This is a genomic window from Archangium violaceum (assembly GCF_016887565.1).
GTDB lineage: Bacteria > Myxococcota > Myxococcia > Myxococcales > Myxococcaceae > Archangium > Archangium violaceum_B.
Genome location: NZ_CP069396.1, coordinates 1,074,671 through 1,101,444, shown reverse-complemented (window position 1 = coordinate 1,101,444; position 26,774 = coordinate 1,074,671). Strand labels below are relative to the sequence as shown.

Here is a 26,774-nt window from a genome sequence, read left to right as displayed (position 1 = left end):
GAGCCCCTTCAACCCACCCCGGCGTCCGCCGCGGGCTTGAGGAAGTAGGCGGACAGCTTGCGCGGGCCGCGGCGCAGGACGTCCTCCAGCGTGTACTTGTCCAACGTGGACAGGAAGGCGCGCGTGGCCTCGTTGAGCACGCCGATGAGTCCACAGGCCGGGGTGATGGGGCACTTGTTCGTCGCGGGGTCGAAGCACTCCACCACGTGGAAGTCCGGCTCCATGCGGCGCACCACCTCGCCCACGGAGATCTCCGCGGGGGGCCGCGCGAGAACCACCCCTCCCGCGCGCCCGGGCCGCACCTCCACGAAGCCATGCCGGCCCAGGCCCTGCACCACCCGGACGAGGTGGTGCTTGGAGATGCCGTACGCGTCGCTCACCTCGCCCGTGGAGACCACCCGGTCGGGGTTGGACGCGAGGTACAGCAGCACGCGCAGCGCGTAGTCAGCGTGAAGTGTCAGATGCACTCGTCGTCACCCCTGTGCCCGCCTGCGGCGGAGGTGTGCTCGGGAGGAACGCGTCCGCGTGGATCTCCTTGAGCGACAGTCCGGCGAGGAAGAGCTTCTTCCTCAGGGATAGCACCAGGTCGGGGTTGCCGCACAGCAGGGCGCGCCAGCCCGCCGGCCGGGGGCATGCCTCCTTGATGAGCGCATCGAGAGCCCCCACCCAGACTCCCACCCGTTCCTGCCCTTTCAGCACACAGGGCCGGTACTGGAGCTGGGGGTACTGGGACTGCAGGGCGCGCAGCTCGTCCACGAGGTACAGCCCCGAGGCGTCGACCGCGCCGTGGAAGAGCCAGATGGGCCCGGTGTGCCCCTGGGCCAGCGCGTCCCGGGCGATTCCGTACAGCGGCGCCAGGCCCGTGCCCGTCCCCGCCAGCAACAGCGGCTGCTCCGGCCGCCCCGGCACGTAGAAACAGTCACCCGCGGGTCCTTGGAGCACCACCGGTTCTCCCGGACCGGCCTCGTCGAAGAGCCACCCGCTCATGAGGCCTCCGGAGATCCGGCGAACGTGGAGCTCCAACAGGTCCTCGTGCGGCTGGCTCGCCAGTGAGTAGCTGCGGGCCAGGCCATCGGCTCGAAGCAGGGACACGTACTGGCCGGCCCGGTACTCGAAGCGCCCCTCGGGGCGCAGCCGCACGCGCAGCACGCTGTCGCTCAGGCGCTCCAGCGAGGCGATGCGCGCGGACACCCGCAGGTCCGCGCCGGCCCCAGCCACCTCGAGCTCGGAGTCCGGCTGGCACGCGCACGCGAGGAAGTAGCCCCGGGCCTTCAGCGTCTCCTTCAGTCCCACCTGCGCCTTGGCCGGCACCTCTCCGCGCTCGGCCCGCATCAGACAGGACTGGCAGGCCCCCGCCCGGCACGAGTGCGGCACCGCCACGCCCCGCCGCAGCAGTCCGTCGAGCACCGACTCGCCTTCGTCCAGCCCGTACCACTGGCCCTCGTGCTTCACCCTCGCCATGTGCGTGCCCTCTCCGGACTCAGCGGTTGAGCACGTCCGCGCGAGCGCTCTCGGCGATCTTCAGCACCTGCTCCACCAGCGGCGTCGGCACCCCCAGCTCCGTCAGCGTCGCGCCCAGGTGCTCCGCCACCGCGTTGAAGTGCGTGTCGTTCAGCCCCTGCTTCACCAGGTGTGCGTGCCCCTTGCGCATGTCCTTGCCCGAGTAGGCGCTCGGGCCTCCGCACACCATGGTCAGGAACGCCTTCTGCTTCGCCGCCTGGCGCTCCATGTCCACGTCCTCGAAGAAGCGGCTGATGCGCTCGTCCGACAGCACCTTCCGGTAGAAGAGCTCCACCGCCGCGCTCATCGCCGGCTCTCCGCCAATCTGCTCGTACAGGCTGGACTGATTCTCCGCGACGTTGCCCTTCATGTGTCTTCTCCCCCGGCCCGCTTCGGGCCGCCGTATCGATGCATTTCACATGCATCTTTAAAGATGCATATGTGATGCACCTTTTTTGACCCAGCGTCAAGTCACCCGCCGGTACGAGGGGAATCGGGGGCCCAGAAACGCGAAGAGGGCATCCCAGGCCCCGAACTCGGGACCCGAGATACCCTCACCCCAGCCCTCTCCCGGAGGGAGAGGGGGGTTGGTTGGCGTTTCGCCGTGTTAGCGCAGCGAGGCCGCGCTCATGCGCGCCGTCTCCCGGCGCACCGTCGCCTGCTCGATGTCGAAGCGCACGTCATCCGACGACAGGCCCTTGAGCCGCTCCGAGGCCTCCTGCATCCGGCGCCGCGCCGCCTCCACGTCGATGCCCGTCACCGACTCGGCCACGTCCGCCAGCACCAGCACCTTGTCGTTGCTCACCTCGACGAAGCCGCCCGCCACGAAGTAGTACTCGCGCCGCCCTCCATCGATGAGCGTCAGCGGCCCCGGCTCCATCAGCGACAGGAACGGGGTGTGGCCCGGCCTCACGCCGAACAGGCCCTTGCCTCCGGGGACGATCGCCTCGTCCGCCTGCACCGACAGGATGCGCTTCTCGGGGGTCACAATCTCGACCGTCAGCTTGGCCATGGGCTTCCGTGCTCCCTGGGTACCGCTTTTTCAGAACGTCAGCTGGTGGGACTTGCCACCCACCGTCTCGAACTCGATGCGCCCCGCGTCCGTCAGGCGCGGGCCCTTGCCCGGAACCCCGAGCACGCCCTCCAACCACTTGAGGTGCTGCGCCATCTGCCTCACCTCCGGCAGCTCGCGTACACCCACGTACTCCAGCAGGCGCCGCTCCTGCACACGGCCCTGACGGCCATACTCCGCCGCCACCACCGTGTTGGCCCACGCGGGCACCTTCCGGTTCTTCTTGCCGGGCAGCTTCACCGTGCCCTTGGGCGCCAGCGGGAAGAACACCCACACCCGCTCTCCGTCATTGGAGACGAAGTACAGGTCGTCCACCCCGCCCACGCACTCCGCCAGCGTCCAGATGGGGCCGCTCTCCTTCGACACCTCCAGCGTGCACTTCCCGGGGCTCTTCTCCACCAGGCGCACACTGAAGGTACCGTTGGCGCTCACCCGCGTACGGCTGGCGCGCTCCACGGCGGACACCGGGAGCGCCACCAGCAACAGCACCAGGATGAGGACGGAACGCAGCACGTTGACGACCTCCCGGCGCGGTACGGCCGACTAGGCCGCCGCCATCTTGCGGGCCTTCTCCAGCACCTCGTCGATGCCGCCCACCATGTAGAACGCCGACTCGGGGATGTCGTCGTGCTTGCCGTCGCAGATCTCCTTGAAGCCCTGGATGGTGTCCTGGAGCTTCACGTACTTGCCCGGGGCGCCGGTGAACACCGTGGCCACGAAGAAGGGCTGCGAGAGGAAGCGCTGGATCTTGCGGGCGCGCGCCACCACCTGCTTGTCGTCCTCGGACAGCTCGTCCATGCCGAGGATGGCGATGATGTCCTGCAGCTCCTTGTAGCGCTGGAGCACGCCCTGGACGCGGCGGGCCACCGTGTAGTGCTCCTGGCCCACGACGTCCGGCGACAGGATGCGGCTGGTGGAGTCGAGCGGATCCACGGCCGGGTAGATGCCCAGCTCGGAGATGGCGCGGTTGAGCACCGTCGTCGCGTCCAGGTGGGCGAACGCGGTGGCGGGCGCCGGGTCCGTCAGGTCGTCGGCGGGCACGTAGATGGCCTGCACCGAGGTGACCGAGCCCTTGGTGGTGGAGGTGATGCGCTCCTGGAGGCCACCCATCTCCGTGGCCAGCGTGGGCTGGTAACCCACGGCGCTCGGGATGCGGCCCAGGAGGGCGGACACCTCGGAGCCGGCCTGGGTGAACCGGAAGATGTTGTCGATGAAGAGGAGCACGTCACGCCCCTCGATGTCGCGGAAGTACTCCGCGATGGTCAGGGCGGTGAGGGCCACGCGTGCGCGGGCGCCGGGCGGCTCGTTCATCTGCCCGTACACCAGCACCACCTGGCTCTCCTCCAGGTTGTCGATCTTGATGACCTTGGAGTCCTGCATCTCGTGATACAGGTCGTTGCCCTCGCGGGTGCGCTCGCCCACGCCGGCGAACACGGAGAAGCCACCGCGCTCCACGGCCACGTTGCGGATGAGCTCCTGCAGGAGCACCGTCTTGCCCACGCCGGCGCCGCCGAACAGGCCGATCTTGCCGCCACGGGTGTAGGGGGCCAGCAGGTCGATGACCTTGATGCCCGTCTCGAACATCTGGACGCGCACGTCCTGCTCGGTGAACGGGGGAGGCTGGCGGTGGATGGGCCAGCTCTCCTTGGCGTTGACGGGGCCCTTCTCGTCCACCGGATCGCCGGTCACGTTGAGGATGCGGCCCAGGGTGGCCTTGCCCACCGGCGCCTGGATGGGGGCGCCCGTGTTCGTCACCGGCTGACCACGGCCGATACCGTCCGTGGAGTCCATGGCGATGCAGCGCACGGTGTTCTCACCCAGGTGCTGCGCCACCTCGATGGTGAGGTTGTTCTGCGCCGCGCTGATGTTGGGGTTGGTCACCTTGAGGGCGGTGTACACCTCGGGGAGCCCACCGGGCGGGAACTCCACGTCGACCACAGGACCGAGAACCTGGGTCACCTTACCTACCGTCGGAACTTGAGCGCTCATGGAATGTCTTCCGTCCCTCGTCGAATTTGTGGCCCGGGGGATGGGCGGGCCCCCTCTACAGGTGGGCTCCCCCGGGGGTCAAGCTTCGCGGCCCTTCGGCCAGAAGCGGAACTTCTACTTCAGAGCCTCGGCACCGGACACGATCTCCATCAGCTCCTTGGTGATGACGGCCTGGCGCGTGCGGTTGTACGTGAGCGACAGGGCGGCGATCATGTCCGTGGCGTTGCTGGTGGCGTTCTCCATGGCGCTCATGCGCGCGCCGTGCTCGCTGGCGACGCTCTCCAGCAGGGAGCGGTACAGCTTGATGGATACCGCCTGGGGCACCAGCCGATCGAGCACGTCCTGGCGGCCCGGCTCGTACTTGAAGTCCACCAGCGAATGGGGCGCAGTCTCCGGAGCAGCGGCCTGGGCGGGCGTGGACTCGCCCGCCGCCAGCGTCTGCAGCGGCAGCAGCTGGGACACCGTCACCTTCTGGCTGATGGCGGACAGGAACTCGTTGTAGATGACGTAGACGGCGTCCACCTCGCCCTTGAGGAAGCGGGCACCCATCTCCTCGGCCACCTGGGAGGCGTGCAGGTAGTCCAGCCGCTGGTAGAGCTGGCCGAAGTCCTTGCGCATCTTCTGGCCGCGCTGGCGGAAGAAGTCGTTGCCCTTGCGGCCGACGGTGGACACCTCGATGTCCATGCCGCTGTTCTCGTAGATGAAGCGGCTGGCGCGGCGGATGACGTTGGAGTTGAAGCCACCGGCCAGGCCACGGTCCGAGGTGAGCAGCAGCAGCTCCACCTTCTTCACCGGGCGGGAGGTGAGCAGCGGGTGGGCCAGACCCTCGCCCTGGGAGCGCGTCACCAGGTCGGAGATGATCTGGTCCAGCATCTGCGCGTAGGGCCGGGCGGCGATGATGGCGTCCTGCGCCTTGCGCAGCTTCGCGGCGGCCACCATCTTCATCGCCTTGGTGATCTGCCGCGTGTTCTTCACCGAGCGGATGCGCTTGCGAATGTCGCGAAGTGACGCCATGGGGCCACCAACTCCTCTGGAAACGCGGACCCGAGCACCCCCGCGGAAGGGGGGGGCGGGGTCCGGACGCGGCCCCCTATATAGGGCGGTGTGCCAGCCGGTCAACCGTGGCCTTCCACTAAAGGGGCCTCGCTGGCCCGGGAGTGGGGTATGGCATCCAGGCGGACACGCCGCGCCCCCGGGGATGCCGCCCGGGGACCCGGGGACTAGCCTTCAAGGGCAGGCCCACATCTCGCTGGAGCTCTGAACCATGGCCCCGCCGCGCGGCCCGGTACTCATCGTGGAGGACGACCCCGACATTCGCGAGTCGCTCCAACACTTCCTGGAGTCCCATGGCTACTCCGTGCGATCAGCCAGCCATGGGAAGGAGGCGCTCGAGCTGATGGGGCGCTCGCCCCGGCCGACCATGGTGGTGCTGGACATGTCCCTGCCCGTCATGGACGGCCACCGGCTGCTCATCGCCCGGAAGGGGGATGACACCCTGTTCGCCATCCCCGTCGTCATCCTCTCGGCGGCCATGGCGGGGATGAGCCCCAGGGACCGGGCCCTGTACGCCGCCAGCTACGGGGTCGCCTCCTTCCTGGGCAAGCCGGCGGACCCCCGGAAGGTGCTGGAGGCGGTGGAGCGGCACGCCCAACGGGCCGAGGACACCAGCGCGGGTGTCCCCGTGTGAGCAACCGGGCGGGGAAGCGGTTTCCCACCGGGGACGAGGGGACGAGAATGGGCCTCCCGGTGGTTGGGCCGGGGTCCATGGGGAGAGGCAAGGCGAGTCGGGTACGCAGGTGGGTGCTGACACTGCTGGCCATGGGCCTGGCGGTGGCGGTGGGCGTGTGGGCCGTTTCCCTCTATGTGGAGAAGCGCTACGCGGATCGGATCCTCCCCCGGTCCGAGGCCCCCCAGAAGCCGGTGGCCATCGTGTACGGGGCGGGACTGGCGCCCGGAGGGGTGCCCTCGCCGGTGCTGGCCCAGCGGCTGGACGCGGCCATCGCCCTCTACCGCGAGGGCAAGGTGGACACGCTGCTGCTCAGCGGGGACAACTCGGACCGCTTCCACGACGAGACGCGGGCCATGCTGCACTACGTGCTGGAGCGGGGCATCCCGGCCTCCGCGGTGCAGGAGGACGACGCGGGCCTGTCCACCTATGACAGCTCCGTGCGGGCGCACACCGTCTTCGGGGTGCGCGAGGCGGTGCTCGTCACCCAGCGCTTCCACCTGACGCGAGCCCTCTACATCGCCAACTCGGTGGGCATCGACGCCTGGGGCGTGGCCGCGGACGAGGGGCGGCCGCGCACCCGCCGCTACGCCCTGCGCGAGGCGCTCTCCCGGGTGCTGGCCCTGGGCATGGTGCTGGCCGAGGCGGAGCCCCGCTACCCCTCCGGCCGGACGCTGACCGGGTCGCGCTGAGCCACCTGACAGGCGAGCAACCGCGTCCTGTTGCGTGGAATCCAACCGGTTCGCACCGTTGACTCGGGCAGCCAACCCGGCGTGCTCGGAGGAAGAGCCATGCGATTCAAGGACCTCGGAGCCGAGGACGTGGGTGAGTCGGAATCCTTGCGGAATCGGGACCCCGTCACCGGCCAGGAACACATCAACTTCACGGACCAGGAGCTCACCGCGACCCCACCGTTGGAGGACTCGCCGGACTACCGGGACATCCTCCCGGATCAGATCCACGAGTTCCGCCGCGGCGAGGGCGAGGACGAGGAGGAGCAGGAGGAGATCACCGCCCGGCCGAGGGAGCCGCTGCGGCCCCTGCCTCCGAACGATCTACCCGAAGGGTAGGCGAGGGACGAATCCTTGGAGACCCGGACCCGACGGCACGCGCCGCTGACCCCTCGAGTGGTGTGGATGGTGGCGTTGAACGTGCTGGCGCTGGTGGCCGTGCTGTGGATGGTGGCCACGGCGTGGACGGTGCTGTCGTGGATGCTGGTGGCCCTCTTCCTGGCGCTGGCGGCCAACCCGCTGGTGCGCTGGCTGGAGCAGCGGGGGCTGCGGCGGAGCCTGGCGGTGTTGGCGGTGTCCCTGCTGGGAGTGGGCCTGGTGACGGCGCTGGTGATGACGCTGGTGCCGATGTTCATCGAGCAGGGCCGCGCGCTCGTGCGCGCGGCACCGGACTACATCGAGCGGTTGCAGCAGCACCGGTGGGTGAGGACGCTCGACGACCGCTACGACATCATCGACCGGATCTCCCAGGAGCTGCGCCGGCGGATTGGAATGGCCCCGGGGCCGGTGCTCGGGATGGTGACGGACATCCTGCGGGACGTGGCGGCGGCGGTGACCATCGCCGTGCTGACGATCTTCTACCTGCTGTTCGGAGGGGACCTGTTCGACAAGGCGCTGCAGTGGGTGGAGCCGTCGCGCCGTGAGCACTGGCGGTCCCTGGGCCACGAGATGCACCGCACGGTGGGCGGCTACGTGGCGGGAGCGTTCTTGATCTCGTTCATCGGCGGGGTGGTGACGGCGGTGTTCACCCTGCTGCTGGGCGTGCCCTACTTCCTGCCACTGGGGCTGGCCATGGCGGTGCTGGGGCTCATCCCCTTCGTGGGCTCCGCCCTGGGCGCCATCCTGGTGTCGGGGACGACGTTCGCCTCGGTGGGGACGAAGGAGGGCCTCATCGCGCTGGCGGTGTTCCTCATCTACCAGCAGGTGGAGGGCAACCTGCTGCAGCCGCTCGTCCAACGCCGGACCTTGAAGATGAACCCGCTGCTCATTGCCCTGGTGATGCTGGTGGGCACGAGCCTGACGGGGCTCGTCGGCGCGCTGCTGGCGCTCCCCATCGCGGGCGCGGTCCAGGTGCTGCTACAGGACCGGCTGTCGCAAATGCGCAAGCAGTGGAGCGCGAGCAGCAACGGGGCGACGCGCATCATCCTCGCCCCCGAGACCCGGAAACTCCCCGACGAGCCTCCCACCGAGCCGCCCGCGATCCACCACTGAGAGCCCCGGAGCCCCGGTCCTCCGCCCGAAGGGGAGGACCCGGGGAGCGAGGCTCAGCGCCGGCCGCGCACGGCCCCGCGCCTGGCGGCCGTCCGGGTGCTCGCTGCCTTCTTCGCGGGGGCCTTCTTCGCCGCCGCCTTCTTCGCCGGAGCCTTGGCCGCTGCCTTCTTCGCCGCCGCCTTCTTCGCCGGAGCCTTCTTCGCCGGAGCCTTGGCCGCCGCCTTCTTCGCGGGGGCCTTCTTCGCCGCCGCCTTCTTCGCCGGAGCCTTGGCCGCCGCCTTCTTCGCCGGAGCCTTCTTCGCCGGAGCCTTTGCCGCTGCCTTCTTCGCCGGAGCCTTTGCCGCTGCCTTCTTCGCCGGAGCCTTGGCCGCCGCCTTCTTCGCCGGAGCCTTTGCCGCCGCCTTCTTCGCCGGGGCCTTCGCGGCGGTCTTCGCACCAGCCGCCTTCGTCGCCGCGTCCGTCCCGACAGCGGGGGTCGTGACGAGCTCAGCCGTGTTCTTCGCGGCGGTCTTCACCACGGCGGCAGCCTTCTTCGCGGCCTTCCGAGCAGGGGAGAGGGGCGCGACCTGAGCCTTGGTGGCTGATTGCCGGAGCTGTTCCAAGCGACGCGTGGCGGCGGAGACCACGGGCTGCCGCAACTCCTCCTCTTCAGCCCCGGTCTCGAGTTCCTCCTCGGCCTCTTCATCTTCCTCGGCCTCTTCCTCCCCGCCAGCCTCGGCCTCTTCCTCGGCCTCGGCCTCCTCGCCAGCCTCGGCTTCCTCCTCGGCCTCTTCCTCCTCGCCAGCCTCGGCCTCCTCCTCGGCCTCTTCCTCGGCTGCTTCCTCCTCGTCAGCCTTGGCCTCTTCCCCGGCCCGAGCCTCTTCCGCCGCGGCCCCGGGCTCTTCCTCCTTGGCCTCTTCCTCCTCGTCAGCCTCGGCCTCTTCCTCCTCGGTCTCCTCTTCCTCCTCGGCCCGAGGCTCCTCCTGCCCACCCTCCTCGTATTCCACGCGGAGGTCGCTCAGCGCGCCCTGCACCGCGGACAGGGCCTTGGCGAAGGTCCTGTCACCGAACTCCTCCACCTCGGCGGGAGGCACGAGCACCTCGAGCATGCCCTGCAGAGAGCGGTACAGCCGCAGCTCGCGCTTCTCCGTCTCCCAGGTGCCGTAGATCCAGGCATCGTCCGAGAGCGTCTCCGCCCAGCTCGGCAGCGGGCTGTCGGCCTGCTCCACCATGGCGGACTTGCGCGCGGCGAACAGCTGACGGTGCGGCCCCTTCACCCCGATGCGCCAGAGGCCAGCGGCGGGCAGGCTCTCGAGCTTCAGCCGCGACTTCTCCAGCACGCTGGGCGCGCCCTCGGGAGCGTGCAGCGGGAAGAGGTGGACCTCCCCCTGGAACTCACCGCCATTGAACGCCCGGTACAGCACGCCGAGTTCCTCGGGGAAAGGCACCCCACACTCGGTCTCCGCCCGCCGGACATCCTCGTGTCCCACTCCGGCCGCCACCCGCTTCGCCGACTTCTGAAGTCCCTCCAGCCACTCGAACATGTCCCCTCCACATCGAAGGGCCCCAACTTATGGCGCGCGGGGCCTGCTGCGCAGTGCGCCTCGTCGGATATTGTGCACGGCACGGCCCGTGCGGGCAGCCTCTTTCCGCACCCGCGAGCCGCTGATCCCGTATCGGATAAACCCACGGGAACACCCATCCACATCCCCTCCTGGAGCCCAGCCATGTACCGTCTCCTCCTCCCCCTCTTCCTGATCCTGACCGCCTGTGGTGGCGGCCACGAGGGCACTGTCACCTATCAGGTGAACCTCAAGCCCGGCGATGTGACGGGCAGCACCATCGCCAGGGATCTGCGCGTGGACCCCGACGATGCTCAGTGGAAGACCTTGCTGTCCCAGGCCCGCTCCACCCTGGGCGAGGCCCCCACGCGCTTCGAGGTGACGGGCGCGCGCATCCAGCTGGACGCCACGAAGTCGAAGAACGTGGGCATGCTGCAGGACGTGTTCTCCGGTGACGTGGTGGCCTTCATGCGCGTCAGCGAGACCGGCCTCCAGGTGGAGGTCGCCGAGACCCGGGACCCCAAGGGCAGCGCCCAGGTGTCCATGGATCCGACCGACAGCTCGCTCGAGACGCTGGATTCGAGCCTGGCCCGGGGCGACTTCCGGCTCGGGCTGCGCGGGGGCACGACGCGGACGGCCAACGGCGACTTCGAGGCCACCGTCACCCTCACCCTGGACGTCACCGCCCGCTAGGCACCCCGTCCCGAGGGGCTCCCCGGCCCGACCTGGGGGGCCTCGCCCGGCGGCCTCCCCTCCCCTGTCCTCCCGCTCCCTCCCGGACCAGCTTCCTCCTTTGGAAGCCTGCAAGGAGTGGAGCACATGAATCGCTGGTGGGGACGTTGGGCACTGCTCGGAGCGATGACCGTGACGCTGGGGGGCTCGGCCCTGGCGCAGGGGAGGCCGGGAACCTCACAGCAGCAGCCGGAGCAGAAGAGCTCCGTGGACAAGAAGCGGGACCCGATGGCGGAGCAGACCGTCGAGCTGGGCCGGATGATGGTCGCCGATGGCATCCCGGCCTTCCTCGCGCAGCTCCACGGCATGAACCAGACGGAAATCGCCCTCGGGGAGCTCACCGAGCAGAAGGCGTCCTCGCCGGCCGTGCAACAGTACGGCGAGCACATGGTGCGGGACCACACCCAGGCCGACCAGCAGCTCATGGCGCTCGCGAAGCAGCGCGGCATCCAGCTCGGCGCGATGCCTCAGCCGACCAATGACGTGCAGCGCCGCATCATGAGCGCCACCGAGGCCACCAAGTCCAAGCTGTCGGTGCTCCAGGGCAGCCTCTACGACCAGGAATACCTGGCCTCGCAGGTGGCCTCCCACGACCAGACCCTCCAACTGGTGACACTCGCCCGGCAGCAATACCCCGAGTTGGCGCCGATGCTGGACGGGCTGATGCCCACGCTCCGCCAGCACCGGGACCACGCGTACCAGCTCCTCGGCCAGGTCAAGCCGCAGGCCCAGGCGAGCCAGCAGCCACCGGCGCAGCAGCAGCAGGCGCAACAGCCGCAGCCCCCGCCGCAGCAGCGGCAGGGACGCCCACCACCCGCTGGCCGGTGAGAGGCACCTGGCCTCCCTCCAGCGTCCGCTTCCCCGGTTGAAGCGGGCGCCGCGTGCCGTTAGTCAGGGGCCATGGCACATCCCGTGAGCTACGACGCGACGACGGAGAACTTCGACGCGCTGGTGCTGGCACCCCAGGGCGAGCTGGTGGTGGTGGACTTCTGGGGCCCCGGCTGCCCCAACTGCGACATCTACGCGGCCGCGGAGCCCGCGCTGCTCTCCGAGCTGGAGGGGGCCCGCATGCGCGTGGTGAAGGTGAACGCGTACGAGCACGAGGAGCTGGCGCGGCGCTTCGGGCTGTACGGCATCCCCACCTTCCTCCTCTTCCGCGACGGCAAGCTGCTCGGGAAGATGAGCCAGTACTACGGGCGCGAGTACTGGCTCGGCGTCATCCGCGACCACCTGCCCACGGCCTGAGCGGCCCGGCGGGGACTACGGGTGGCGCATCTCGGGGAACGGCGAGGTGCGCGAGCAGTAGCGCCCCGACACGAGCGACCACGTCACGTTCCCCCGCATCCACGACTTCATCCCCTCGACGTAGTAGGCCACCCGCGCGTCGTCGAGCCACCCCGACTGCGTCAGCCGCCCCTCGCACGCGAGGAAGCGCTCCACATCCGTGTTGATGACCTGGATGGCCTCGGCCACCGCGTCCTCCAGGCTCATCGACAGGTGCACCTGCAGCATGTGCACCAGGTTGTTGGGGTTGTGGTGCCAGAGCACCTCCTTCTCATAGGAGAAGAGGTCGTTGCTCAGCGCCACCACCCGCGTGGACAGCTCGCGCATCCGCAGCAGGTCGTCCTGGATGAGCACGCCCTCGGGCAGCTCGCGCCCCTCCTCGGTGATTTCGATGAGGTCCAGGGCCGTGAACACCGCCGAGTCCAGGGCGCGCTGGGAGTAGTACGCGTCGAAGTCCGGCACGGTGCCCGACGCCCAGTGCTGCGCGGCCGGGAGCGTGCCTCGGAAGAGGTAGAGGTCCACGTCATCCGCGAAGCGCGCCAGCCACGCGTCGCTCGCGAAGCGCCGCAGCCGCTCCCGGATGTCGAGCGTGTAGTGCTCGAGCGCGGTGGCACCCGCGCGCAGGGGGGCGCCCCGCAGCACCTCGACGCACGCCACCATGAGCTGCTCCAGGTGCGCCGGCCGCTGGCCCACCTCGGAGACCTCGTCGGCGATGTCATCGAAGAAGAACAGCCAGGCGTGCCAGTCGTTGCAGACCTCCAACCGCTCGCGCGTGGCCTGTGGGTAGGTGTACGCCGCGAGCAGACCGAAGTTGCTCGTATCGAAGCGCCGGAGGCTCTCCGGGTCGTCCGGCAGCAGCTTCACCCCGAGCAGCCGCGCCCGGCTGGCCTGCTGGATGGCGGCGGCGAACAGGCTGTGCTGCGAGGGCCAGTGCGAGGGAATCCGCAGCGCCGACAGACTGGGGCCACGAAGAAGAGGGGCCTCACCCCGCTCCCGCGGTACGGCAGCGGAAACGGACGAACGGGCGACGGACATAAGTACCTCCCTCGATAACGGTCTACCCCGTGGGAGCCGGAGCCACCGTCAGACGCTCAACACTCTAATACTCCGACGGAAGCGGAAACGAACCATCCTTTTGAAAGAAGGAAGCCGCTCCGCCCCCGAACCCGGAAGGTGCTTCGAGGACCCACTTCCGCCAGGGATACCAGGAGTGAAATGACAGGGAGTCATCACCCCTCTCATCGTTTGAATACCTGAGAACACAAGACTACTTGAATTCGGAGAGAGTCACGAGAACCCAAGCAGCCCGGGTAGCGCCCGAGCCGTTGTCTACCCGACGGATGCCCCCTCCCACCGGGATGACGCGAAGCGACATGCGCAATCCAGCGCCACGTGCATCAGACCCCACTTCGTTCCGATGACGCCGATTCGCATGGGTGACTACCCGTCGCAGCCGATCCGCTGCGTGCCAATGGCCACGTCGTCGTACCAGAGCTCATCCTGCTCGCCGTGGTAGGTCTCGAAACCGAACCACGCGCGGGCATACCGGGGAGACCAGCTCGTCAGGTTCTTGTCCCAGTTCGTCGTGTGGAGGCCGCCCACCTCGTTGCCATCGAACCACGCGCGCAGCTCGTGCCGGGCACCATCGAAGAAGGACTCCACGCAGTGCCACTTCCCCGCCTGCAGCTGGACGCCCTGGGAGGGCTGACCCCAGGGGCCCGAGAGGACTTCATACTCGGTGCCCGGGTGGATGAGGTTCGCCTCCAGCACGTACTGGTGGAAGCCGATGCGCAGCATGCGCTGGTTGTCCCCCGAGCCCGCGCCGAAATAGGTGCTGTGTCCCTCGCCCATTCCGTTCTTCGAGCGCAGGAAGACGCGCGTGTAGAAGCTGTTGTTGGGGGACGGGAAGGGATAGGTGGTGGTGAACAGCACGGAGCGGTAGCTGCCCTGGCCGGTGCCGTTGACGTACACCGACTTCGAGCCGGAGTGCGCCTGGGTGCCATCGATGGAGATGCGGCCCTGCTGCTGGAAGACCTGGACCGACCACGTCTGCGGATTGGGAGCCCCGCCCGCGGACGCATCCTCGAAGTCGTCGCAGAGCACGAGCCCGTTCGCCTTGCACGCACCCGAGGCGCTCACCCTGGGTTCGATGTCGGGCACGACCTCCTCCCCGGCCGAGCCACAGCCGAGGGACAATCCCAGGAGGCAGAACATCGACAGCCACGATCCACGTCGCGAATACACGGTCACCACACCTTCGAAAGAGGGGGCGCTCAGGATACCCGCGCCCCGCCCCGCTCCCAGGGGGAGAGGGGAGACCGGAGACGATTGGTTGACTGCCCGGCTCGGGAGCACGGTATGGCTGCGACCGCCTCGTCCCGGCGATACAGTCCGCCGTTCTGTACCTCGCAGAAGGAGTCGTCTTGAGAATCGCAGCACTCTCCCTCGCGGCCGCGCTCACCGCGGCCGGTTGCACCCACTCCACCATGCAGAATCCCGAGCCCTCCTCCCTTCCCCAGGCCGAAGCCCGCGGGTCCCTGGCGCCTCCCGAGGGCGCCAGGGCCTTCTCCGGGACGCTCGAGACCTTCAACGCCGCCTGCACCGCCGACCTGGAGAAGGCCCGCGCCCAGGTGGCCGTCCTGAAGACGTTGAAGCCCGCCACGGATGGCCGCGCCATCCTCGAGGCCTACGACGAGGCCACGGCCGCCATTGGCAACGCCCTCAGCCGCTCCAGCCTGACGCGCGAGGTGCACCCCCAGGCCGCCTTCCGCGACGCCGCCCGTGAATGCGAGCAGAAGGCCGATGCCCTCAACGTGGAGATTTCGCAGGACCGCGGCGTCTATGACGCGCTGTCCGCCGTGGATCTCTCCAAGAGTGACGACGCCACCCGGTACTGGATGCAGCGCACCCTGCTCGACTTCCGCCGCGCGGGCGTGGACCGGGACGATGCCACGCGCGCCCGGGTGAAGGCGCTCAACGAGCAAATCCTCAAGCTGGGCCAGACCTTCAACCAGAACATCGCCGAGGACGTGCGCAAGGTGGAGCTGGACTCGAAGGAGCTTGCGGGCCTGCCCGAGGACTTCATCAAGGCCCACGCGCCGGGGGCCAATGGCAAGGTGGTCATCACCTCCAACTACCCCGACTACTTCCCGTTCATGACGTACGCGCGAGACGGGAAGGCGCGCGAGAAGGTGTGGCGTGCCTACCACCAGCGCGCGCACCCGAAGAACCTGGACGTGCTCTCCCAGCTCATCGCGAAGCGGCACGAGCTGGCCACGCTCCTGGGCTACCCCACCTGGGCCGCGTTCGTCACGGAGACGAAGATGACGCGCACCCAGCAGGTGGCGGCGGAGTTCATCGACAAGGTGGCGGCCACCGCCGAGCAGCGCGCGAAACAGGAGTACGCGGACCTGCTCGCCCGCAAGAAGAAGGACGAGCCCAAGGCCACCGTGCTGGAGCCGTGGGACCAGGACTACTACGAGGACCGGCTCAAGGCGGAGCAGCTCGGCTTCGACTCGCAGGCCCTGCGCCCCTACTTCGAGTACGGCCGGGTGAAGAAGGGGGTGATGGACATCACCTCGCGCATGTGGGGCATCACCTTCGTGCCGGTGAAGGACACGACGGTGTGGCACCCGGAGGTGGAGACCTACGACGTGACCGAGAACGGCGCGCTGCTGGGCCGCATCTACCTGGACATGCACCCGCGCGACGACAAGTACAAGCACGCGGCGCAGTTCGACGTGGTGGCGGGCCAGGCCGGAAAGCGCTACCCGGAGGGCACGCTGGTGTGCAACTTCCCGCGCGACGGCGAGCTGATGACGCAGGACGAGGTGGAGACGTTCTTCCACGAGTTCGGCCACCTGCTGCACCACGTCTTCGCGGGCCGGCAGAAGTGGAAGGGAATCACCGGCATCTCCACCGAGTGGGACTTCGTGGAGACGCCCTCCATGCTGCTGCAGCAGTGGGCGTCCAACCCCGCGGTGCTGCAGGAGTTCGCCCGCCACCACGAGACGGGAGAGGCGATTCCGGCGGCGCTGGTGGAGAAGCTGCGAGCCTCGAACGAGTTCGGCAAGGGGCTGTGGACGCGGCGGCAGATGTTCCTGTCGGCGGTGGCGCTGGACTACTTCTCACGAGCGCCGGGCTTCGACACCACGGCGGAGCTCGCGAAGCTGCAAGAGAAGTACAGCCCATTCCGGCACGAGTACCGGGACGGCACGTACTTCCAACTGTCCTTCGGACACCTGGAGGGCTACTCGGCGGCGTACTACACCTACGTGTGGTCGCTCGTCATCGCCAAGGATCTGGAGACGGAGTTCCAGAAGCACGGCTATCTGGACCCGGCGACGACGATGAAGTACCGCAAGACGGTGCTCGAGCCGGGAGGCTCCAAGCCCGCGGCCGATCTGGTGAAGGACTTCCTGGGCCGGCCCTACGGTTTCGAGGCCTACCGCACGTACCTCGACAAGAACTAGTCCAGCCCAACCCAACCCAACCCAACCCCAACCAAACCAAACCCAAACCCTCCCTCTCCCTCTGGGAGAGGGTCGGGGTGAGGGTACCCGTCCCCCGGGTCCCCCCGATGTGCATCGAGGAGTCGCATGCAAGCCACCCACACCCCTAGAATCAAGATTTGCTGTATCGCCAGCGTCGAGGAGGCGTGGGCGGCCATCCGAGCCGGGGCGTCCGCGCTGGGGCTGGTGTCCTCGATGCCGAGCGGACCCGGCGTCATTTCCGAATCACTCATCGCGGAGATCGCCGCGGCCGTGCCGCCGCCCATCGCCACCTTCCTGCTCACGTGCGGGCAGGACGTGGAGCACATCATCGCGCAGCAGCGCCGCTGCCGGACCAACACCGTGCAGATCTGCGACCGGCTCACGTCCGGGAGCTACGCGGATCTACGGGGTGCGATGCCGGGCGTGTCGCTCGTGCAGGTCATCCACGTCACCGGCGAGGAGTCCCTGGAGGAGGCGTGCTCCGTGGCACCGCACGTGGATGCGCTGTTGCTCGATTCGGGCAACCAGTCGCTGGCGGTGAAGGAGCTGGGCGGGACCGGGCGAGTCCACGACTGGAGCATCAGCCGGCGCATCCGCGAGCAGGTGCGCGTGCCCGTGTTCCTCGCGGGAGGATTGCGTCCGGAGAACGTGGGAGAAGCCATCCGCCAGGTGGGACCGTTCGGGCTCGACCTGTGCAGCAGCGTGCGGACCGGGGGCAATCTGGACGAGGAGAAGCTGGCGCGGTTCGTCGCCCAGGTGCGCGCCTGATGAATGCGTCCTGGTAAGCCACATCCCAGCGGGGTCGTGCTCATCGCATTGGGAGGTCTCGGGTTGGCGCTCTGGCTGGTCTCCAGGGTCATGCCATCAGTCAGCACAACCCACGAGCATCCCGCCAGCGAAGCGACGGCGTCCACCAGGAGCCCGAACGTCTCACCCGTCGATCATCCCTCTGGCAAGGCCGCTGATGCGGCCTCGTCACGAAGCCTGGTTTCGGTCACGCCACCAGCCGGTGCACGAGGAGAGACGATTCCCGCCAGCTTCGAGGTGGCCGCCACATCGACATCCACCGAAGCCACCATGAACCTGCTTCCACTGGGCCACGAGGAGATCGCGCGGGATGGACTTCCCGCCAATGCCTTGCGCTGCTCCCGGGATGGAGGAACCCTGAAGTGCGGAAGCTGCTGGACCGACAATGATTGCCCGCGGGGCCAGGGATGCGTGCCCAACCGGGAGAGGCGCCACTTCGAGTGCATGGCCTCCGAATGCGAGGAAGACGCGCACTGCTTTCCAGGCTCCGCCTGTCGAGCCATCTCGACCGGCACCTCCGAGCCGGCTCGACGAGCCCAGGAGTTGTCCTGCTGGCCACGAGTGCACGGATAGCCTCGACGGGCCGGGCTGTGTTCCAGATTGCCAGAAGCTCGGATGTCCCCAGGGACAGCAGTGCAAGCGCCTCAACACCGGCACGTATCAGTGCCTGACGAGCATCTCCGGCACCTGTCCTGAAACACCGTGTTCCGAGGGCGAGCGCTGCAACCAGGCGGTGTGGCGAGGTCGCGGGGCATTCTGGTGCGCCCGCCTCTGCGATCCGCTCCGCGCGGACAGTTGCCCCCAGGGATATGTCTGTGGGCACGGAGGGGGTGGCACCAGCACCTGCTTCCGCGCGTGCGACCACACGGACGTCGACTCCTGCGGCAAGGGCTGGATGTGTGCCACGGCCTCCGAGGACTTCACGCTATGGGGGTGTCAGCCGGCCCTGGACCTGTAGGCCCCTCAAACCGCACCGCCCCCGGTGGGCGTGGGGATGTGGGGTCCACCCGGGCCGGGACGCGCCCTCGCCCGCCACACCGCCGCCGTGTAGTCCACCACCGCCGCGAGCGCCGTCAGCCCCACCGCGATGACCAGCGGGCGCACCAGCACCGGCACCACCAGCACCGCCAGCAACGCTCCGAGTTGCAACGTCGTCACCACCTTGCCCAGCATCCGCGCCTGGAACTTCACCGGGCGGAACCGCGGCACGATGCGCGCCACCACGAACCCCAGGCCCGTCGCCACGTCGCGCACCACCAGGATGCCGAACTCCACCGGCGTCAGCCTTCCCTCCAGCACGAAGGCCAGCAGCGCCACCATCACGAAGCCCCGATCGGCGAGCGGGTCGATGAGCGCTCCCCAGTACGACTCCAGGTGCTTGTGACGGGCGATCCACCCGTCCAGGAAGTCCGTCAGCGCCGCGGCCACCACCAGCCCCACCCGGACCAGCGGCTCCTCCATCACGACGAAGACGGCGGCGAGGGGCAGGCGGGAAAGCGACAGCGCGTTGAGGAGCGTGAGGCTCGTGCGGCGGCGCATACCTTCCCAACCTAGGAACGCTTCCCACCCTTTGCATTCCGAGGGGCAATGGCCCGCCTGCTCCTTCGCCCCTCGTGTCAGTCCTCCTGCTCGCCCTTGGGCGCTCCGGACCGCCACGTCAATCCGAGCAGGACCTTGGCCACCCCGATGAAGATCGCCCCCGAGACCAGTCCCATTGCGGACAAGAGGAAGAGAAAGCCCTCCGAACGCTCGGTGGCCAGGAGACGGAAGACGAACCCCACCACCAGCAGGCCCGCCCCTCCCACCAGAAGGCCCGCCAGGGCCGCCAACCCGCGCCCCCATGCCGAGGCCTCCCCGGAGACGGCCGGAAGCGGAGAGAGCGCACGGGACTCGGCGAGCAGTTCCGGAGAGACCTCCAGCGCGTAGGGATAACCGAGCGCCAGGAGGGCCTCCACCGCCGCATGGGCCACCCGGTGCCCATTGCCGCCCGTGAAGGCCCGGACCCGCTTGTCCTCCAGGATCTCATGCAACAGGTCCGCCCGCGCGCGAGCGTCCTCTCCTGGCCTCAGGGGCAGCGCGAGTCCCCGCAGCAGCGCATCCACCTCGGGACGGGCCGCGTCCGGCGCCCGCGCCAGTTCCAGCAGCTCGCGCGGTGAGGGCACCTCTTCCAGGGAGGGCACCTCTTCCAGAGGAGAGGACTCGATGGGCTGTGCCGAAGACGAGTGGGAGCGGGAACGTTGCACGGTGGGCACCAGCCTAGCCTGCCGGGGCAGGAGGGCACACGGCGACGACGAATGCACGCCTGCCTGGGAACCCACCCCGCGCGGACGACTCCCCGCCCTCGAGATGTCCTCCGCGCGGACTCCAAGGGCAACGCACCTTCTCGCGGTGAGCACGGCCCCTCCCCATCCGCGAGGGGTTTCCCGGACGAGTCGGGTCTGTCTGGGCACGAACCGCCCTGGCATCACCGCTGCACACCCGGCGCTCGGAGGCACGAGCGAGACATGAAACAAGGTGTGCGTTGGGGTGGCAGGGTTGTAGCCGGATGGGCGGCGTGCATGCTGCTCACCCGGTGTGGCGAGGCGGTGAACGGGATGGAGGATGACCCGAGGTGTCGGGAGTCCTCGGGCCTGGAGGTGAGGGAGCTGGCCCTCGCGCCCGTGGCGGACTCGTATGTGGAGGAGGACCAGGGCCCCACGGTCCACGGTACCGAGCGGAAGCTGGTGGCGGACAATCTCTCGCGACGCTCTGCCTGGCTCCGCTTCGAGGTGCCCGAGCCACCGGGGCCAGTCCTGCGGGCCACGTTGCGCCTGTACGCGCTGGATGGGAGCACGGATGGGCCGAAGCTGTACCCGGCCACCACGGACTGGACCGAGGACAGTCTCTCGTGGACCAAGGCGCCCGAGCTGACGGGAGGCCCGCTGGGAGACGTGGGCCTCGTGCCGAACGGGAGCTGGGTGGAGTACGACGTGACGGCCGCCGTGGCGGGCTCCGGGCCCCAGGGATTCGCCCTCGTCACCGAGTCGCGCAACGGCGTGGACTTCGCCTCGAAGGAGCACGCACGACAGGAGTTGGCACCACGGCTCGTCCTGACGGTGGAGGCTCCAACTGGAATGGGTTGCGGTGCCAGAAGATAGCAGCGACCCGGGCGACGTGACTCGCGAGTGCCAGAAGCATCTGGGCGAGAACGGGATTTTGGAGTAACCCGCCCATGCGATGAGCACACGTCGAGTCACATCTCCCTACTTCATCGTCTGCATCCTGCTTCTGGTTGGAGCACCAGCCTGGGCGAATTCACTCGAGAAAGTGTTGTGCCAGACCAGCCCCCAGCCAGTTGCGCGGATGGTCGGTTCCGAGAAGTTCTGCCGCTCATTCGCCAGAGCATTGGCTCAACTCCCGGAAGAAGCGGCTCACGAAGTCGGCGCGATGCTCACCCCCGAAAACCTCACGGTCATGGCGAGCATGACCGCGGCGTGGCTCGGCACCCAAGGCATCCCGATTGTAGGCCAGGCAGTCGATGCCACTCTGATCGCACTGGGAGTCACCCTACTGGCTCTTCAAGCAGCAACGCTCTCCGATTCACTCTGGTCCTATGTGAATCGTGTATCGACAGCACGAAGTGAAGCCGACCTCGATATGGCCGCGGCCCATCTCGCGAAGGCCATCGCGATGGTCGGTATCAATGTGGTCGTCTTCATCCTGACGAAGAAGGCCGTGGGAAAGGCAGGTCCAGGCTCAACCGCATCCGTTCAACTCCAGACCGCCGAGGGTATACAGGTAACCACCTCGGTCGCGCGAGCTGCTTCGCGGGCGGTGCCAGCGCCCGCCGTGGCGGCAGTGGGCATGCTCTCGAACGCGGACCATGCGCCTCATGGGAATGAGGCTTCCAAGAGAGCCGATCCCAAGGCATTCGAAGAGTGGACGAACCAGGCCGAACGAAGGCCCACTCGCTCCTCGCCCGAGGCCTACCGCTACCAGAAAGAGCAAGCAGGCCCCGAGGAGTTTCTGCTCGAGGGGGGTGGCGAGCATGTCTGGACAGATGGCGTGCGCAAGAGCGACGCAACCCTGATGGAAGCCAAGCACGTCGAAACTCCCGAGCGAAGCCCCTTCATTCCCGGCTCGAAGTGCAATGAGCGGATCCGACTCCTGGTCAAGGAAGAGCTCACGGACGAGTTCCGCCGCTACGCCGCGGTCATCAAGGATCCAAACACGCCCGCCGTTGCTCTCGAAGTCATCACGAACGACGCCAGGGCAGTCCCTTTGTTCCAATCACTGCTCGACCTGTTCGGCATTCCAGGCCGAGTCGTCGTCAGAGGGCGAGGATTCCCTTGAACTACTTCATCGTCACGCAGACGGACGGAGTCATCCAGATCACGAGCTTCGCTCAGCGGCTCACGTCGAGATGGCCCCAGACCCATCTCGAGGAAATCAGCAACCCGGCGAGCAGTCACGCACTGGAGTTCCGCATCCCCATGACCCACTCCCGCGTGGATGGTTCGATCAACCGCGCCGGGAGCGCACTGGTCTTCATCGGCGATCTCCGCGACTGCGCCGAGCTGGCCCTCTGGTGCCGCTCCACCCTCCCCGCGCATGAGCCACTGACCCTCTGTGACGAAGGCATGAGCGGTAGCATCGAGCTCGAACAGGAGACGACGCTCGCGGAAATCTACGCTGCCTTCCGTTACCAACCTCCACGATCCTGAGCACCCCTTGACGCAGGGGGTGTTCCACCATCCCACCCTCCAGAAGCCCGTCCTGTGCGCGGCGTGATGGATGGACCCCCGTTCCCGGGCCGGGAGCGCTCGTCGCGGTTTACAGCCCGGCCCGGGTTGAAGTAGGGGGCGGACATGCCCATCCTCGCTCTCGTCCGACACGGTCAGTCCCTCTGGAATCATGAGAACCGCTTCACCGGCTTCGTGGACGTGCCCCTGACGGAACAGGGCCGCGCCGAGGCCCGGCAGGCCGCCAAGTCCCTCGGTGGCCTCAAGTTCGACGTCGCCTATACCTCCGCCCTCACGCGCGCCCAGGAGACGCTGGCCATCATCCTCGAGTCGCTCGGCCAGCGCATCCCCGTCATCCGCGACGCCGCCCTCAACGAGCGCCACTACGGTGACCTCCAGGGCCTCAACAAGGAGGACGCGGCCAAGCGCTGGGGCGACCACCAGGTGAAGCTGTGGCGCCGCTCCTTCGACGTGCCGCCCCCCAATGGCGAGTCGCTCGAGATGACCGCCAAGCGCGTGCTGCCCTTCTACGACCGCGCCATCAGCGGCGACCTGCGCCAGGGCAAGAACGTGCTCGTGGTGGCCCACGGCAACTCCAACCGCTCCCTGGTGATGAAGCTCGACAAGCTCACCGGCGAGCAGGTGGTGGGCCTGGAGCTGGCCACCGGCGTGCCGCTCGTCTACGAGCTGTCCACCGAGTGCGAGGTCATCAACAAGCGCAACACCACGCCGTAATCCGCGCCCGAATCCAACGGGTTCGAATCCCGTCGGGGACAACCTGGGAAGCCCAGCAATCTCACGGGGTTGCTGGGCTTTTCCTTTGCCCCCGGTTCCTCATGTACCGCATGGTCATCTCGGTGGTCGCGTGGCCCATGAGCTCCTGGATGACCTTGAGCGGAACGCCCCTCATGGCGAGGTGGCTGCCGTAGGTGTGCCGCGGGTCGTGCCAGGTGATGCACCCCTGCTCGCGCGTGATGCCCGCTCGGCTCAGTGCCCGCTCCAGGCGGTGTTGAACGGACCCGCATTGACCCACGGCGCACCACTTGCTTGAAAGGACGTGCCCATGCGTCTGCGCGCTTGCTTCGCACTTCTGCTCTTTCTCTCCTCCTGCGCGACGTCAGCACCGAGCCCCCGAGAGCCAGCGGCCCGAGACCCGAGGCTCGCCAACCTCCAGCGAGCGGCGACGCGGCCCTGGACGGACGGGGGGCGGTGCGCCGTCCGCGAAGCTTCCGAGCCCTGGCCCGTGCTGGTGGAGCGGTGCTTTCATGCCCTCGACCATGACCGGATCGAGTTTCACGACCCCACGGGACGATGCTCGATTGCCTCTGCGGGTGCCGCTGCCATGGGGCTCGGCGTCTGCGTCCTGGCGGCCCCGGAGCTCGTCGTGGGCGCGGTAGTTGTGGCGGGCGTTGTCGTGGTGGGCTTCGCCATCAAAAAGGCCCTGGATGCGTATGAGCTGAGATGGGGCGATCCCGAGAAAGTGAGGCCCGCTCCTGAAACGCGCCCCGTGCCAGACGTGAAGCCCGTGCCCGAAGCAAAGCCCGCGCCGCGGGAGCCCTCGCCGGAAAAAAGGCCCAAGCCGGAGCCAAAAGGGCCGGATTTCCCTCCTCTGGAACCACCCGAAATCACGGAGCGAGATCGCCCCAGGTGCGAGCCCATCCCGGAACCGCACGCGGGCAAGGATGACGCGCACAACAAGTGCGCCGATCAGTTTCCGCCTAACCGTTATCCCGGAATGGATGTGCTCGTGGGCGGTGTGAGCTTCGATGCACTGCAAGTCGGCGTGCGTGTGCCGTGGGAAATCAAGACCCATCAATTTGACACGTACCCTGATTTCATCCAAGAACGCGAGATTGCAAAGGAAATGAAGCAATTGCGCAAGCAGCGCGACGCTGCGCGAGACTGCGGATATGGCTTCGTCGTTGGGGTTAGCACCGAAGAACACAAAGAAGCGCTGGAGTTCCAGGCGCCTGAACTCAAGATCGTCGCAACGGGGTGCAAACGATGACTGCGCGAAAGAAACTCGGCATTATCGTTTATGCTCCTGCACTGCTAGGCAACGACCAGCGCACGCTCGCGATTGTCCAGGGGATGGAACGGGCGCTCCCCGGTCTGCGCATGGAGTGGGAGGTTTCCGAAGATGGGCGCCTCATCGCATTGCCGCAGCGCGACACATGGCTCATCGAGGGGATCAAGGACGGGGCATTCCCTCTTGTGTGCAACGGCGATGAGACCTTCCCCGTGACGGTTTATGGGTTACAAACATCCGCCCGCCACGCCCCGGGCGGTCAGCCGCTGCTCGATGTCCACGCAAAGCTGCCGCTGGATGCCGTTGGCCTCGCAGCGGCGGCGGATGTGCTTGAAGCCATGGCAGAGGGCGCGCGTGCGCTGTGGGGGCATGCGACACCGTTCAGCGCGGGGGTGGAGATCGCACGGCAAACAATCGATCCGGTGCATAAGCCGGGGGTTCCTCCCCGGGGGCTGCCCGCCCTCAAGCTCTTTGAGCACATTCGTTCGCCTGAGATTCCGGCTCGCCTCGGATGGCTGAACTACTGGTCGGATGCTGCCGCACGGGCCATCGGCTTTCCGGACCCGGCCCGCGACGCGGACCTGCTCTCGCGGGCGCGGCGCACTGCGACCGGCGGGTGGGTTGTCCGGCTCACCGATGCACCGCTCGACCTGGACAACCCTGCCCACCTGGACGCGCTTAAACGGGCCTACGAGCGCTTCCCAGAGATCGGAGGGCGATTAGTCCCTTGAGAAGGGACACACAGACCGAGGCCGGAAGCCGCTGATTCGTCAGGGGTTTCCGGCCTTGGTGTTTTCGGGCCCCGGCGCGTCTCCAGAATGTCTCCACGCCGGAGACTCACCGATAGGTCGAGCTTCTTCACATGCGGAGTCTCAGTGCACGGAGGACCTGATGGATGGCTATGCCCTCGGCCCACTCCGCCCCATCTGGGTTGCCGCGGGCATGGAGCGCCACGGGCGCCCTCGTCTCGAGCTCCAGCCAGAGGGCTCCCGAGTCCGCCGCGTCCGAGAGCTCATAGTCCTCGGGAAAGCCCTGGGGGCACTCCAGCCGCACGCGGTCGCCGTTGACCTCCGTCACCACCCCCTCGGTGACTCCCGTGGCGAGCCCGGACTTGACCACCCGCATTCCCACCTGCGCCACCAGCGGCGGCCCGGGCCGTCCAAGCCCCAGGATGCGCGGGCTCGTCTGGATGTTGACCGCGACCCTGGCCGCCGCACAATCCAGTCTCGCGTCCGCCCGTGACAGCTCCACGAAGGCGACCTCGGAGCTCGGACCCTGATGGGAGGGCTGGAAGATGGGCTCGTCCTGGACTCCTGGCTCCCCCATCAGCCGCACGAGCACGTGATAGCTGCTCACGATGAACTGCTGGGACGGGTCGCTCTCGTCCACCGCCACGAAGCCCAGCGTACCCGGGTGCTTGACCTGGGGATTCACCACCGCCGTCCCGCCCCGCAGGGGGCGGAAGGCACCTCGATGATTGTGGATGGTCGGCATCGTTCACTGCCACATGGGTGACGGGGAGGCCTCGAGCGCCTGCTCCTGCTCCTGCTCCAGTTCGGGCATGAAATCGAACCCCACGCGCTCCTCGATCCAGTCGATGGATTGGATGGTCTGGGACAAGTCCCACGGCTTGTCGTAGCGCCTGTGCTCCTGGACGAAGGCAATGGCCTCCCACTGCCCGCTGGCATTCTGGGCGACGACGATCTTGAAGAGGTGGGTGGGGACGGGCAGCGCGTTCGCGCCGATCCGGAACACCTCGATGAAGCCATCCGCCGTTTCGGGAGCCTCCTCCGCGGGGTCGTAGAACATCGGCCCGGTGATGATGAAGGCCTTGCCCCGGACATGTGCCCAGTCACGGGCCTGGTCCTCGAGCGCGGCCCAGATCTCCCCGTTGTGCACCTGTAGCTGGGGGACCATGTTCGAGAGGTAGAAGGTCTCCAGCTTGCGCTGGTGGTCCACGGTCTGGTTGCCGGCGGGAGCCATGTGCCCACGGCTGTAGCCGGAGCCTTTGTAATCAGGGAGCTCCGCACGCTCGCCCTTGGGGAGCTCCGGCTCCGGCTTGAAAGCCGACTGCCCGGGTCGCGGCAGGTTCCCGTCCAGTTGGGCCCGCTCCACCCCCTCGCAGACCCAGAGGGGAATCTTGTCGCTTCCGCTGTGCTGGAGGACATAGCCCTCACGAAGGACGTACCTCGTGGGCCCGTGCTCCCAGGCCTTCAGGGCCCGAGGGAGTCCGAAGGGGCAGTTGGACTCGAGCCGCCGCTCCTGCTCCTGGGTGAAACCGGCCTCGGCCCGCCCGAACTTCGTGAACTGCGCCCGGCGGTTCTCGATGATGAACTCATCATCGTAGTCCGCTGCCTGCTCCTGGCTCTGCTCCTCCGGCGGTGGGGCACCCAGGGGAGGCTCCTGCCGGAGCGTGGGTTGCCGTGCCGCGCAGGCCGTCAGCAGCAATGCGAGACATGTGAGGACGCGGAGGCGATGAGGATTGTGAGACATGACCCTCTCCTGGGTATGTGGCTACGGACGAGGGTGCGCGGATTTCCGCTGCCCGGAAGAAGGAGTCGAGCGGTGGCGGATGTGACCGAGGCTGCGCCGGGCCGGTGCGGAGGCGGTGCAACTCCCAGGAGGCACACGTCTGCTCGGGCCCCCCTCCTCCACACG

General features: G+C 68.0%; 29 protein-coding genes and 1 pseudogene. 15 read left to right on the top strand and 15 right to left on the bottom strand.

Annotated features, from left to right (window positions below):
• Positions 1-8: 8 nt before the first annotated feature.
• The 7 genes from JRI60_RS04720 to atpG form a co-directional block, all read right to left on the bottom strand.
• On the bottom strand, positions 9-467 hold the full coding sequence (locus tag JRI60_RS04720) for an RrF2 family transcriptional regulator (protein ID WP_204224673.1): 459 nt from the start codon (positions 465-467) through the stop codon (positions 9-11).
• A complete protein-coding gene (locus tag JRI60_RS04715) occupies positions 445-1,461 on the bottom strand; it encodes a 2Fe-2S iron-sulfur cluster-binding protein (protein WP_204224672.1) in 1,017 nt (338 codons plus the stop codon). The genes JRI60_RS04720 and JRI60_RS04715 overlap by 23 nt, the downstream gene beginning before the upstream one ends.
• A gap of 19 nt (positions 1,462-1,480) precedes the next feature.
• Positions 1,481-1,870, bottom strand: coding sequence for a group I truncated hemoglobin (locus JRI60_RS04710; protein WP_204224671.1), 390 nt, complete (start codon positions 1,868-1,870; stop codon positions 1,481-1,483).
• Between the two features lie 237 nt (positions 1,871-2,107).
• Positions 2,108-2,512, bottom strand: coding sequence for a F0F1 ATP synthase subunit epsilon (locus JRI60_RS04705; RefSeq protein ID WP_204224670.1), 405 nt, complete (start codon positions 2,510-2,512; stop codon positions 2,108-2,110).
• Between the two features lie 30 nt (positions 2,513-2,542).
• A complete protein-coding gene (locus JRI60_RS04700) occupies positions 2,543-3,085 on the bottom strand; it encodes a hypothetical protein (RefSeq protein WP_204224669.1) in 543 nt (180 codons plus the stop codon).
• A 30-nt stretch (positions 3,086-3,115) separates the two neighbouring features.
• The gene (gene atpD, locus JRI60_RS04695) at positions 3,116-4,561 is read right to left on the bottom strand and encodes a F0F1 ATP synthase subunit beta (protein WP_204224668.1); all 1,446 of its coding nucleotides are present in this window, start codon (positions 4,559-4,561) and stop codon (positions 3,116-3,118) included.
• A gap of 114 nt (positions 4,562-4,675) precedes the next feature.
• Positions 4,676-5,575, bottom strand: a complete 900-nt coding sequence (gene atpG / locus JRI60_RS04690; protein ID WP_204224667.1) for an ATP synthase F1 subunit gamma — start codon at positions 5,573-5,575, stop codon at positions 4,676-4,678.
• A 250-nt stretch (positions 5,576-5,825) separates the two neighbouring features.
• Here atpG and JRI60_RS04685 point away from each other — a divergent pair, with 250 nt between their 5' ends.
• The 4 genes from JRI60_RS04685 (at position 5,826) to JRI60_RS04670 (ending at position 8,509) form a co-directional block, all read left to right on the top strand.
• Complete coding sequence (locus JRI60_RS04685) at positions 5,826-6,248, top strand: response regulator (protein WP_204224666.1); 423 nt, start codon at positions 5,826-5,828, stop codon at positions 6,246-6,248.
• 113 nt (positions 6,249-6,361) lie between these two features.
• Positions 6,362-6,979: a SanA/YdcF family protein gene (locus JRI60_RS04680; RefSeq protein WP_343213392.1), complete on the top strand. Its 618-nt coding sequence runs from the start codon at positions 6,362-6,364 to the stop codon at positions 6,977-6,979.
• A 99-nt stretch (positions 6,980-7,078) separates the two neighbouring features.
• Complete coding sequence (locus tag JRI60_RS04675; protein WP_204224664.1) at positions 7,079-7,357, top strand: hypothetical protein; 279 nt, start codon at positions 7,079-7,081, stop codon at positions 7,355-7,357.
• Positions 7,358-7,423: 66 nt separating this feature from the next.
• Positions 7,424-8,509, top strand: a complete 1,086-nt coding sequence (locus JRI60_RS04670; protein ID WP_204224663.1) for an AI-2E family transporter — start codon at positions 7,424-7,426, stop codon at positions 8,507-8,509.
• A gap of 53 nt (positions 8,510-8,562) precedes the next feature.
• Here JRI60_RS04670 and JRI60_RS04665 read toward each other — a convergent pair whose 3' ends face one another.
• A complete protein-coding gene (locus JRI60_RS04665) occupies positions 8,563-10,032 on the bottom strand; it encodes an SMI1/KNR4 family protein (RefSeq protein WP_204224662.1) in 1,470 nt (489 codons plus the stop codon).
• A 183-nt stretch (positions 10,033-10,215) separates the two neighbouring features.
• Here JRI60_RS04665 and JRI60_RS04660 point away from each other — a divergent pair, with 183 nt between their 5' ends.
• The 3 genes from JRI60_RS04660 to JRI60_RS04650 all read left to right on the top strand — a co-directional run bounded on the left by JRI60_RS04660 (position 10,216) and on the right by JRI60_RS04650 (position 12,027).
• On the top strand, positions 10,216-10,743 hold the full coding sequence (locus JRI60_RS04660) for a hypothetical protein (protein ID WP_204224661.1): 528 nt from the start codon (positions 10,216-10,218) through the stop codon (positions 10,741-10,743).
• Between the two features lie 126 nt (positions 10,744-10,869).
• Positions 10,870-11,610: a DUF4142 domain-containing protein gene (locus tag JRI60_RS04655; RefSeq protein ID WP_204224660.1), complete on the top strand. Its 741-nt coding sequence runs from the start codon at positions 10,870-10,872 to the stop codon at positions 11,608-11,610.
• A 72-nt stretch (positions 11,611-11,682) separates the two neighbouring features.
• Complete coding sequence (locus tag JRI60_RS04650) at positions 11,683-12,027, top strand: thioredoxin family protein (protein WP_204224659.1); 345 nt, start codon at positions 11,683-11,685, stop codon at positions 12,025-12,027.
• A 15-nt stretch (positions 12,028-12,042) separates the two neighbouring features.
• Here the strand turns inward: JRI60_RS04650 and JRI60_RS04645 are convergent, their stop codons facing one another.
• Both JRI60_RS04645 and JRI60_RS04640 read right to left on the bottom strand, forming a co-directional pair.
• The gene (locus tag JRI60_RS04645; protein ID WP_204224658.1) at positions 12,043-13,101 is read right to left on the bottom strand and encodes a terpene synthase family protein; all 1,059 of its coding nucleotides are present in this window, start codon (positions 13,099-13,101) and stop codon (positions 12,043-12,045) included.
• 405 nt (positions 13,102-13,506) lie between these two features.
• On the bottom strand, positions 13,507-14,226 hold the full coding sequence (locus JRI60_RS04640) for a hypothetical protein (protein WP_204224657.1): 720 nt from the start codon (positions 14,224-14,226) through the stop codon (positions 13,507-13,509).
• A gap of 326 nt (positions 14,227-14,552) precedes the next feature.
• Between JRI60_RS04640 and JRI60_RS04635 the strand changes: the two genes are divergently transcribed.
• Entirely contained in the window at positions 14,553-16,538 is a 1,986-nt protein-coding gene (locus tag JRI60_RS04635; protein WP_204228733.1) for a M3 family metallopeptidase, read from the top strand.
• Between the two features lie 126 nt (positions 16,539-16,664).
• Complete coding sequence (locus JRI60_RS04630) at positions 16,665-17,327, top strand: phosphoribosylanthranilate isomerase (protein WP_204224656.1); 663 nt, start codon at positions 16,665-16,667, stop codon at positions 17,325-17,327.
• Positions 17,328-18,329: 1,002 nt separating this feature from the next.
• Here the strand turns inward: JRI60_RS04630 and JRI60_RS04625 are convergent.
• Together JRI60_RS04625 and JRI60_RS04620 are read right to left on the bottom strand one after the other, a co-directional pair.
• Entirely contained in the window at positions 18,330-18,905 is a 576-nt protein-coding gene (locus JRI60_RS04625) for a CDP-alcohol phosphatidyltransferase family protein (RefSeq protein WP_204224655.1), read from the bottom strand.
• Between the two features lie 77 nt (positions 18,906-18,982).
• On the bottom strand, positions 18,983-19,609 hold the full coding sequence (locus JRI60_RS04620; RefSeq protein WP_204224654.1) for a hypothetical protein: 627 nt from the start codon (positions 19,607-19,609) through the stop codon (positions 18,983-18,985).
• A 261-nt stretch (positions 19,610-19,870) separates the two neighbouring features.
• Here JRI60_RS04620 and JRI60_RS04615 point away from each other — a divergent pair, with 261 nt between their 5' ends.
• The 4 genes from JRI60_RS04615 to JRI60_RS04600 all read left to right on the top strand — a co-directional run bounded on the left by JRI60_RS04615 (position 19,871) and on the right by JRI60_RS04600 (position 22,822).
• Positions 19,871-20,503, top strand: a complete 633-nt coding sequence (locus JRI60_RS04615; RefSeq protein ID WP_204224653.1) for a DUF7594 domain-containing protein — start codon at positions 19,871-19,873, stop codon at positions 20,501-20,503.
• 79 nt (positions 20,504-20,582) lie between these two features.
• A complete protein-coding gene (locus tag JRI60_RS04610) occupies positions 20,583-21,698 on the top strand; it encodes a restriction endonuclease fold toxin-2 domain-containing protein (protein ID WP_204224652.1) in 1,116 nt (371 codons plus the stop codon).
• The gene (locus JRI60_RS04605) at positions 21,695-22,069 is read left to right on the top strand and encodes a hypothetical protein (RefSeq protein WP_204224651.1); all 375 of its coding nucleotides are present in this window, start codon (positions 21,695-21,697) and stop codon (positions 22,067-22,069) included. Before JRI60_RS04610 ends, JRI60_RS04605 begins: the two co-directional genes overlap by 4 nt.
• 144 nt (positions 22,070-22,213) lie before the next feature.
• Positions 22,214-22,822, top strand: coding sequence for a 2,3-bisphosphoglycerate-dependent phosphoglycerate mutase (locus JRI60_RS04600; protein WP_204224650.1), 609 nt, complete (start codon positions 22,214-22,216; stop codon positions 22,820-22,822).
• A gap of 61 nt (positions 22,823-22,883) precedes the next feature.
• Here the strand turns inward: JRI60_RS04600 and JRI60_RS04595 are convergent.
• Positions 22,884-23,090, bottom strand: a pseudogene (locus tag JRI60_RS04595) (tyrosine-type recombinase/integrase); the annotation flags it as partial.
• A gap of 60 nt (positions 23,091-23,150) precedes the next feature.
• On the opposite strand from JRI60_RS04595, the gene JRI60_RS04590 reads away from it, so the two are divergent.
• Positions 23,151-24,095 (top strand): DUF6310 domain-containing protein, encoded by a 945-nt coding sequence (locus JRI60_RS04590; RefSeq protein WP_204224649.1) that lies wholly within the window; start codon positions 23,151-23,153, stop codon positions 24,093-24,095.
• Entirely contained in the window at positions 24,092-24,847 is a 756-nt protein-coding gene (locus tag JRI60_RS04585) for a DUF5953 family protein (RefSeq protein ID WP_204224648.1), read from the top strand. Before JRI60_RS04590 ends, JRI60_RS04585 begins: the two co-directional genes overlap by 4 nt.
• 127 nt (positions 24,848-24,974) lie before the next feature.
• Here the strand turns inward: JRI60_RS04585 and JRI60_RS04580 are convergent, their stop codons facing one another.
• Positions 24,975-25,610 (bottom strand): hypothetical protein, encoded by a 636-nt coding sequence (locus tag JRI60_RS04580; protein ID WP_204224647.1) that lies wholly within the window; start codon positions 25,608-25,610, stop codon positions 24,975-24,977.
• Between the two features lie 3 nt (positions 25,611-25,613).
• Positions 25,614-26,609 carry a DNA/RNA non-specific endonuclease gene (locus JRI60_RS04575; protein ID WP_204224646.1) on the bottom strand — a complete coding sequence of 332 codons (996 nt, stop codon included), beginning with the start codon at positions 26,607-26,609 and terminating at the stop codon, positions 25,614-25,616.
• Between the last annotated feature and the right edge of the window lie 165 nt (positions 26,610-26,774).

What these genes read in the sequence shown, in the direction of transcription:
- JRI60_RS04670 (WP_204224663.1), top strand. Translation starts at nt 7,424, where the DNA reads ATGGTGGCGTTGAACGTGCTGGCGCTGGTGGCCGTGCTGTGGATGGTG.
- JRI60_RS04655 (WP_204224660.1), top strand. Translation starts at nt 10,870, where the DNA reads ATGAATCGCTGGTGGGGACGTTGGGCACTGCTCGGAGCGATGACCGTG.
- JRI60_RS04585 (WP_204224648.1), top strand. Translation starts at nt 24,092, where the DNA reads ATGACTGCGCGAAAGAAACTCGGCATTATCGTTTATGCTCCTGCACTG.
- JRI60_RS04675 (WP_204224664.1), top strand. Translation starts at nt 7,079, where the DNA reads ATGCGATTCAAGGACCTCGGAGCCGAGGACGTGGGTGAGTCGGAATCC.
- JRI60_RS04615 (WP_204224653.1), top strand. Translation starts at nt 19,871, where the DNA reads ATGAAACAAGGTGTGCGTTGGGGTGGCAGGGTTGTAGCCGGATGGGCG.
- atpD (WP_204224668.1), bottom strand. Translation starts at nt 4,561, where the DNA reads ATGAGCGCTCAAGTTCCGACGGTAGGTAAGGTGACCCAGGTTCTCGGT.
- atpG (WP_204224667.1), bottom strand. Translation starts at nt 5,575, where the DNA reads ATGGCGTCACTTCGCGACATTCGCAAGCGCATCCGCTCGGTGAAGAAC.
- JRI60_RS04705 (WP_204224670.1), bottom strand. Translation starts at nt 2,512, where the DNA reads ATGGCCAAGCTGACGGTCGAGATTGTGACCCCCGAGAAGCGCATCCTG.
- JRI60_RS04600 (WP_204224650.1), top strand. Translation starts at nt 22,214, where the DNA reads ATGCCCATCCTCGCTCTCGTCCGACACGGTCAGTCCCTCTGGAATCAT.
- JRI60_RS04660 (WP_204224661.1), top strand. Translation starts at nt 10,216, where the DNA reads ATGTACCGTCTCCTCCTCCCCCTCTTCCTGATCCTGACCGCCTGTGGT.
- JRI60_RS04625 (WP_204224655.1), bottom strand. Translation starts at nt 18,905, where the DNA reads ATGCGCCGCCGCACGAGCCTCACGCTCCTCAACGCGCTGTCGCTTTCC.
- JRI60_RS04635 (WP_204228733.1), top strand. Translation starts at nt 14,553, where the DNA reads ATGCAGAATCCCGAGCCCTCCTCCCTTCCCCAGGCCGAAGCCCGCGGG.
- JRI60_RS04710 (WP_204224671.1), bottom strand. Translation starts at nt 1,870, where the DNA reads ATGAAGGGCAACGTCGCGGAGAATCAGTCCAGCCTGTACGAGCAGATT.
- JRI60_RS04685 (WP_204224666.1), top strand. Translation starts at nt 5,826, where the DNA reads ATGGCCCCGCCGCGCGGCCCGGTACTCATCGTGGAGGACGACCCCGAC.
- JRI60_RS04650 (WP_204224659.1), top strand. Translation starts at nt 11,683, where the DNA reads ATGGCACATCCCGTGAGCTACGACGCGACGACGGAGAACTTCGACGCG.
- JRI60_RS04580 (WP_204224647.1), bottom strand. Translation starts at nt 25,610, where the DNA reads ATGCCGACCATCCACAATCATCGAGGTGCCTTCCGCCCCCTGCGGGGC.
- JRI60_RS04645 (WP_204224658.1), bottom strand. Translation starts at nt 13,101, where the DNA reads ATGTCCGTCGCCCGTTCGTCCGTTTCCGCTGCCGTACCGCGGGAGCGG.
- JRI60_RS04610 (WP_204224652.1), top strand. Translation starts at nt 20,583, where the DNA reads ATGAGCACACGTCGAGTCACATCTCCCTACTTCATCGTCTGCATCCTG.
- JRI60_RS04590 (WP_204224649.1), top strand. Translation starts at nt 23,151, where the DNA reads ATGCGTCTGCGCGCTTGCTTCGCACTTCTGCTCTTTCTCTCCTCCTGC.
- JRI60_RS04715 (WP_204224672.1), bottom strand. Translation starts at nt 1,461, where the DNA reads ATGGCGAGGGTGAAGCACGAGGGCCAGTGGTACGGGCTGGACGAAGGC.
- JRI60_RS04665 (WP_204224662.1), bottom strand. Translation starts at nt 10,032, where the DNA reads ATGTTCGAGTGGCTGGAGGGACTTCAGAAGTCGGCGAAGCGGGTGGCG.
- JRI60_RS04630 (WP_204224656.1), top strand. Translation starts at nt 16,665, where the DNA reads ATGCAAGCCACCCACACCCCTAGAATCAAGATTTGCTGTATCGCCAGC.
- JRI60_RS04575 (WP_204224646.1), bottom strand. Translation starts at nt 26,609, where the DNA reads ATGTCTCACAATCCTCATCGCCTCCGCGTCCTCACATGTCTCGCATTG.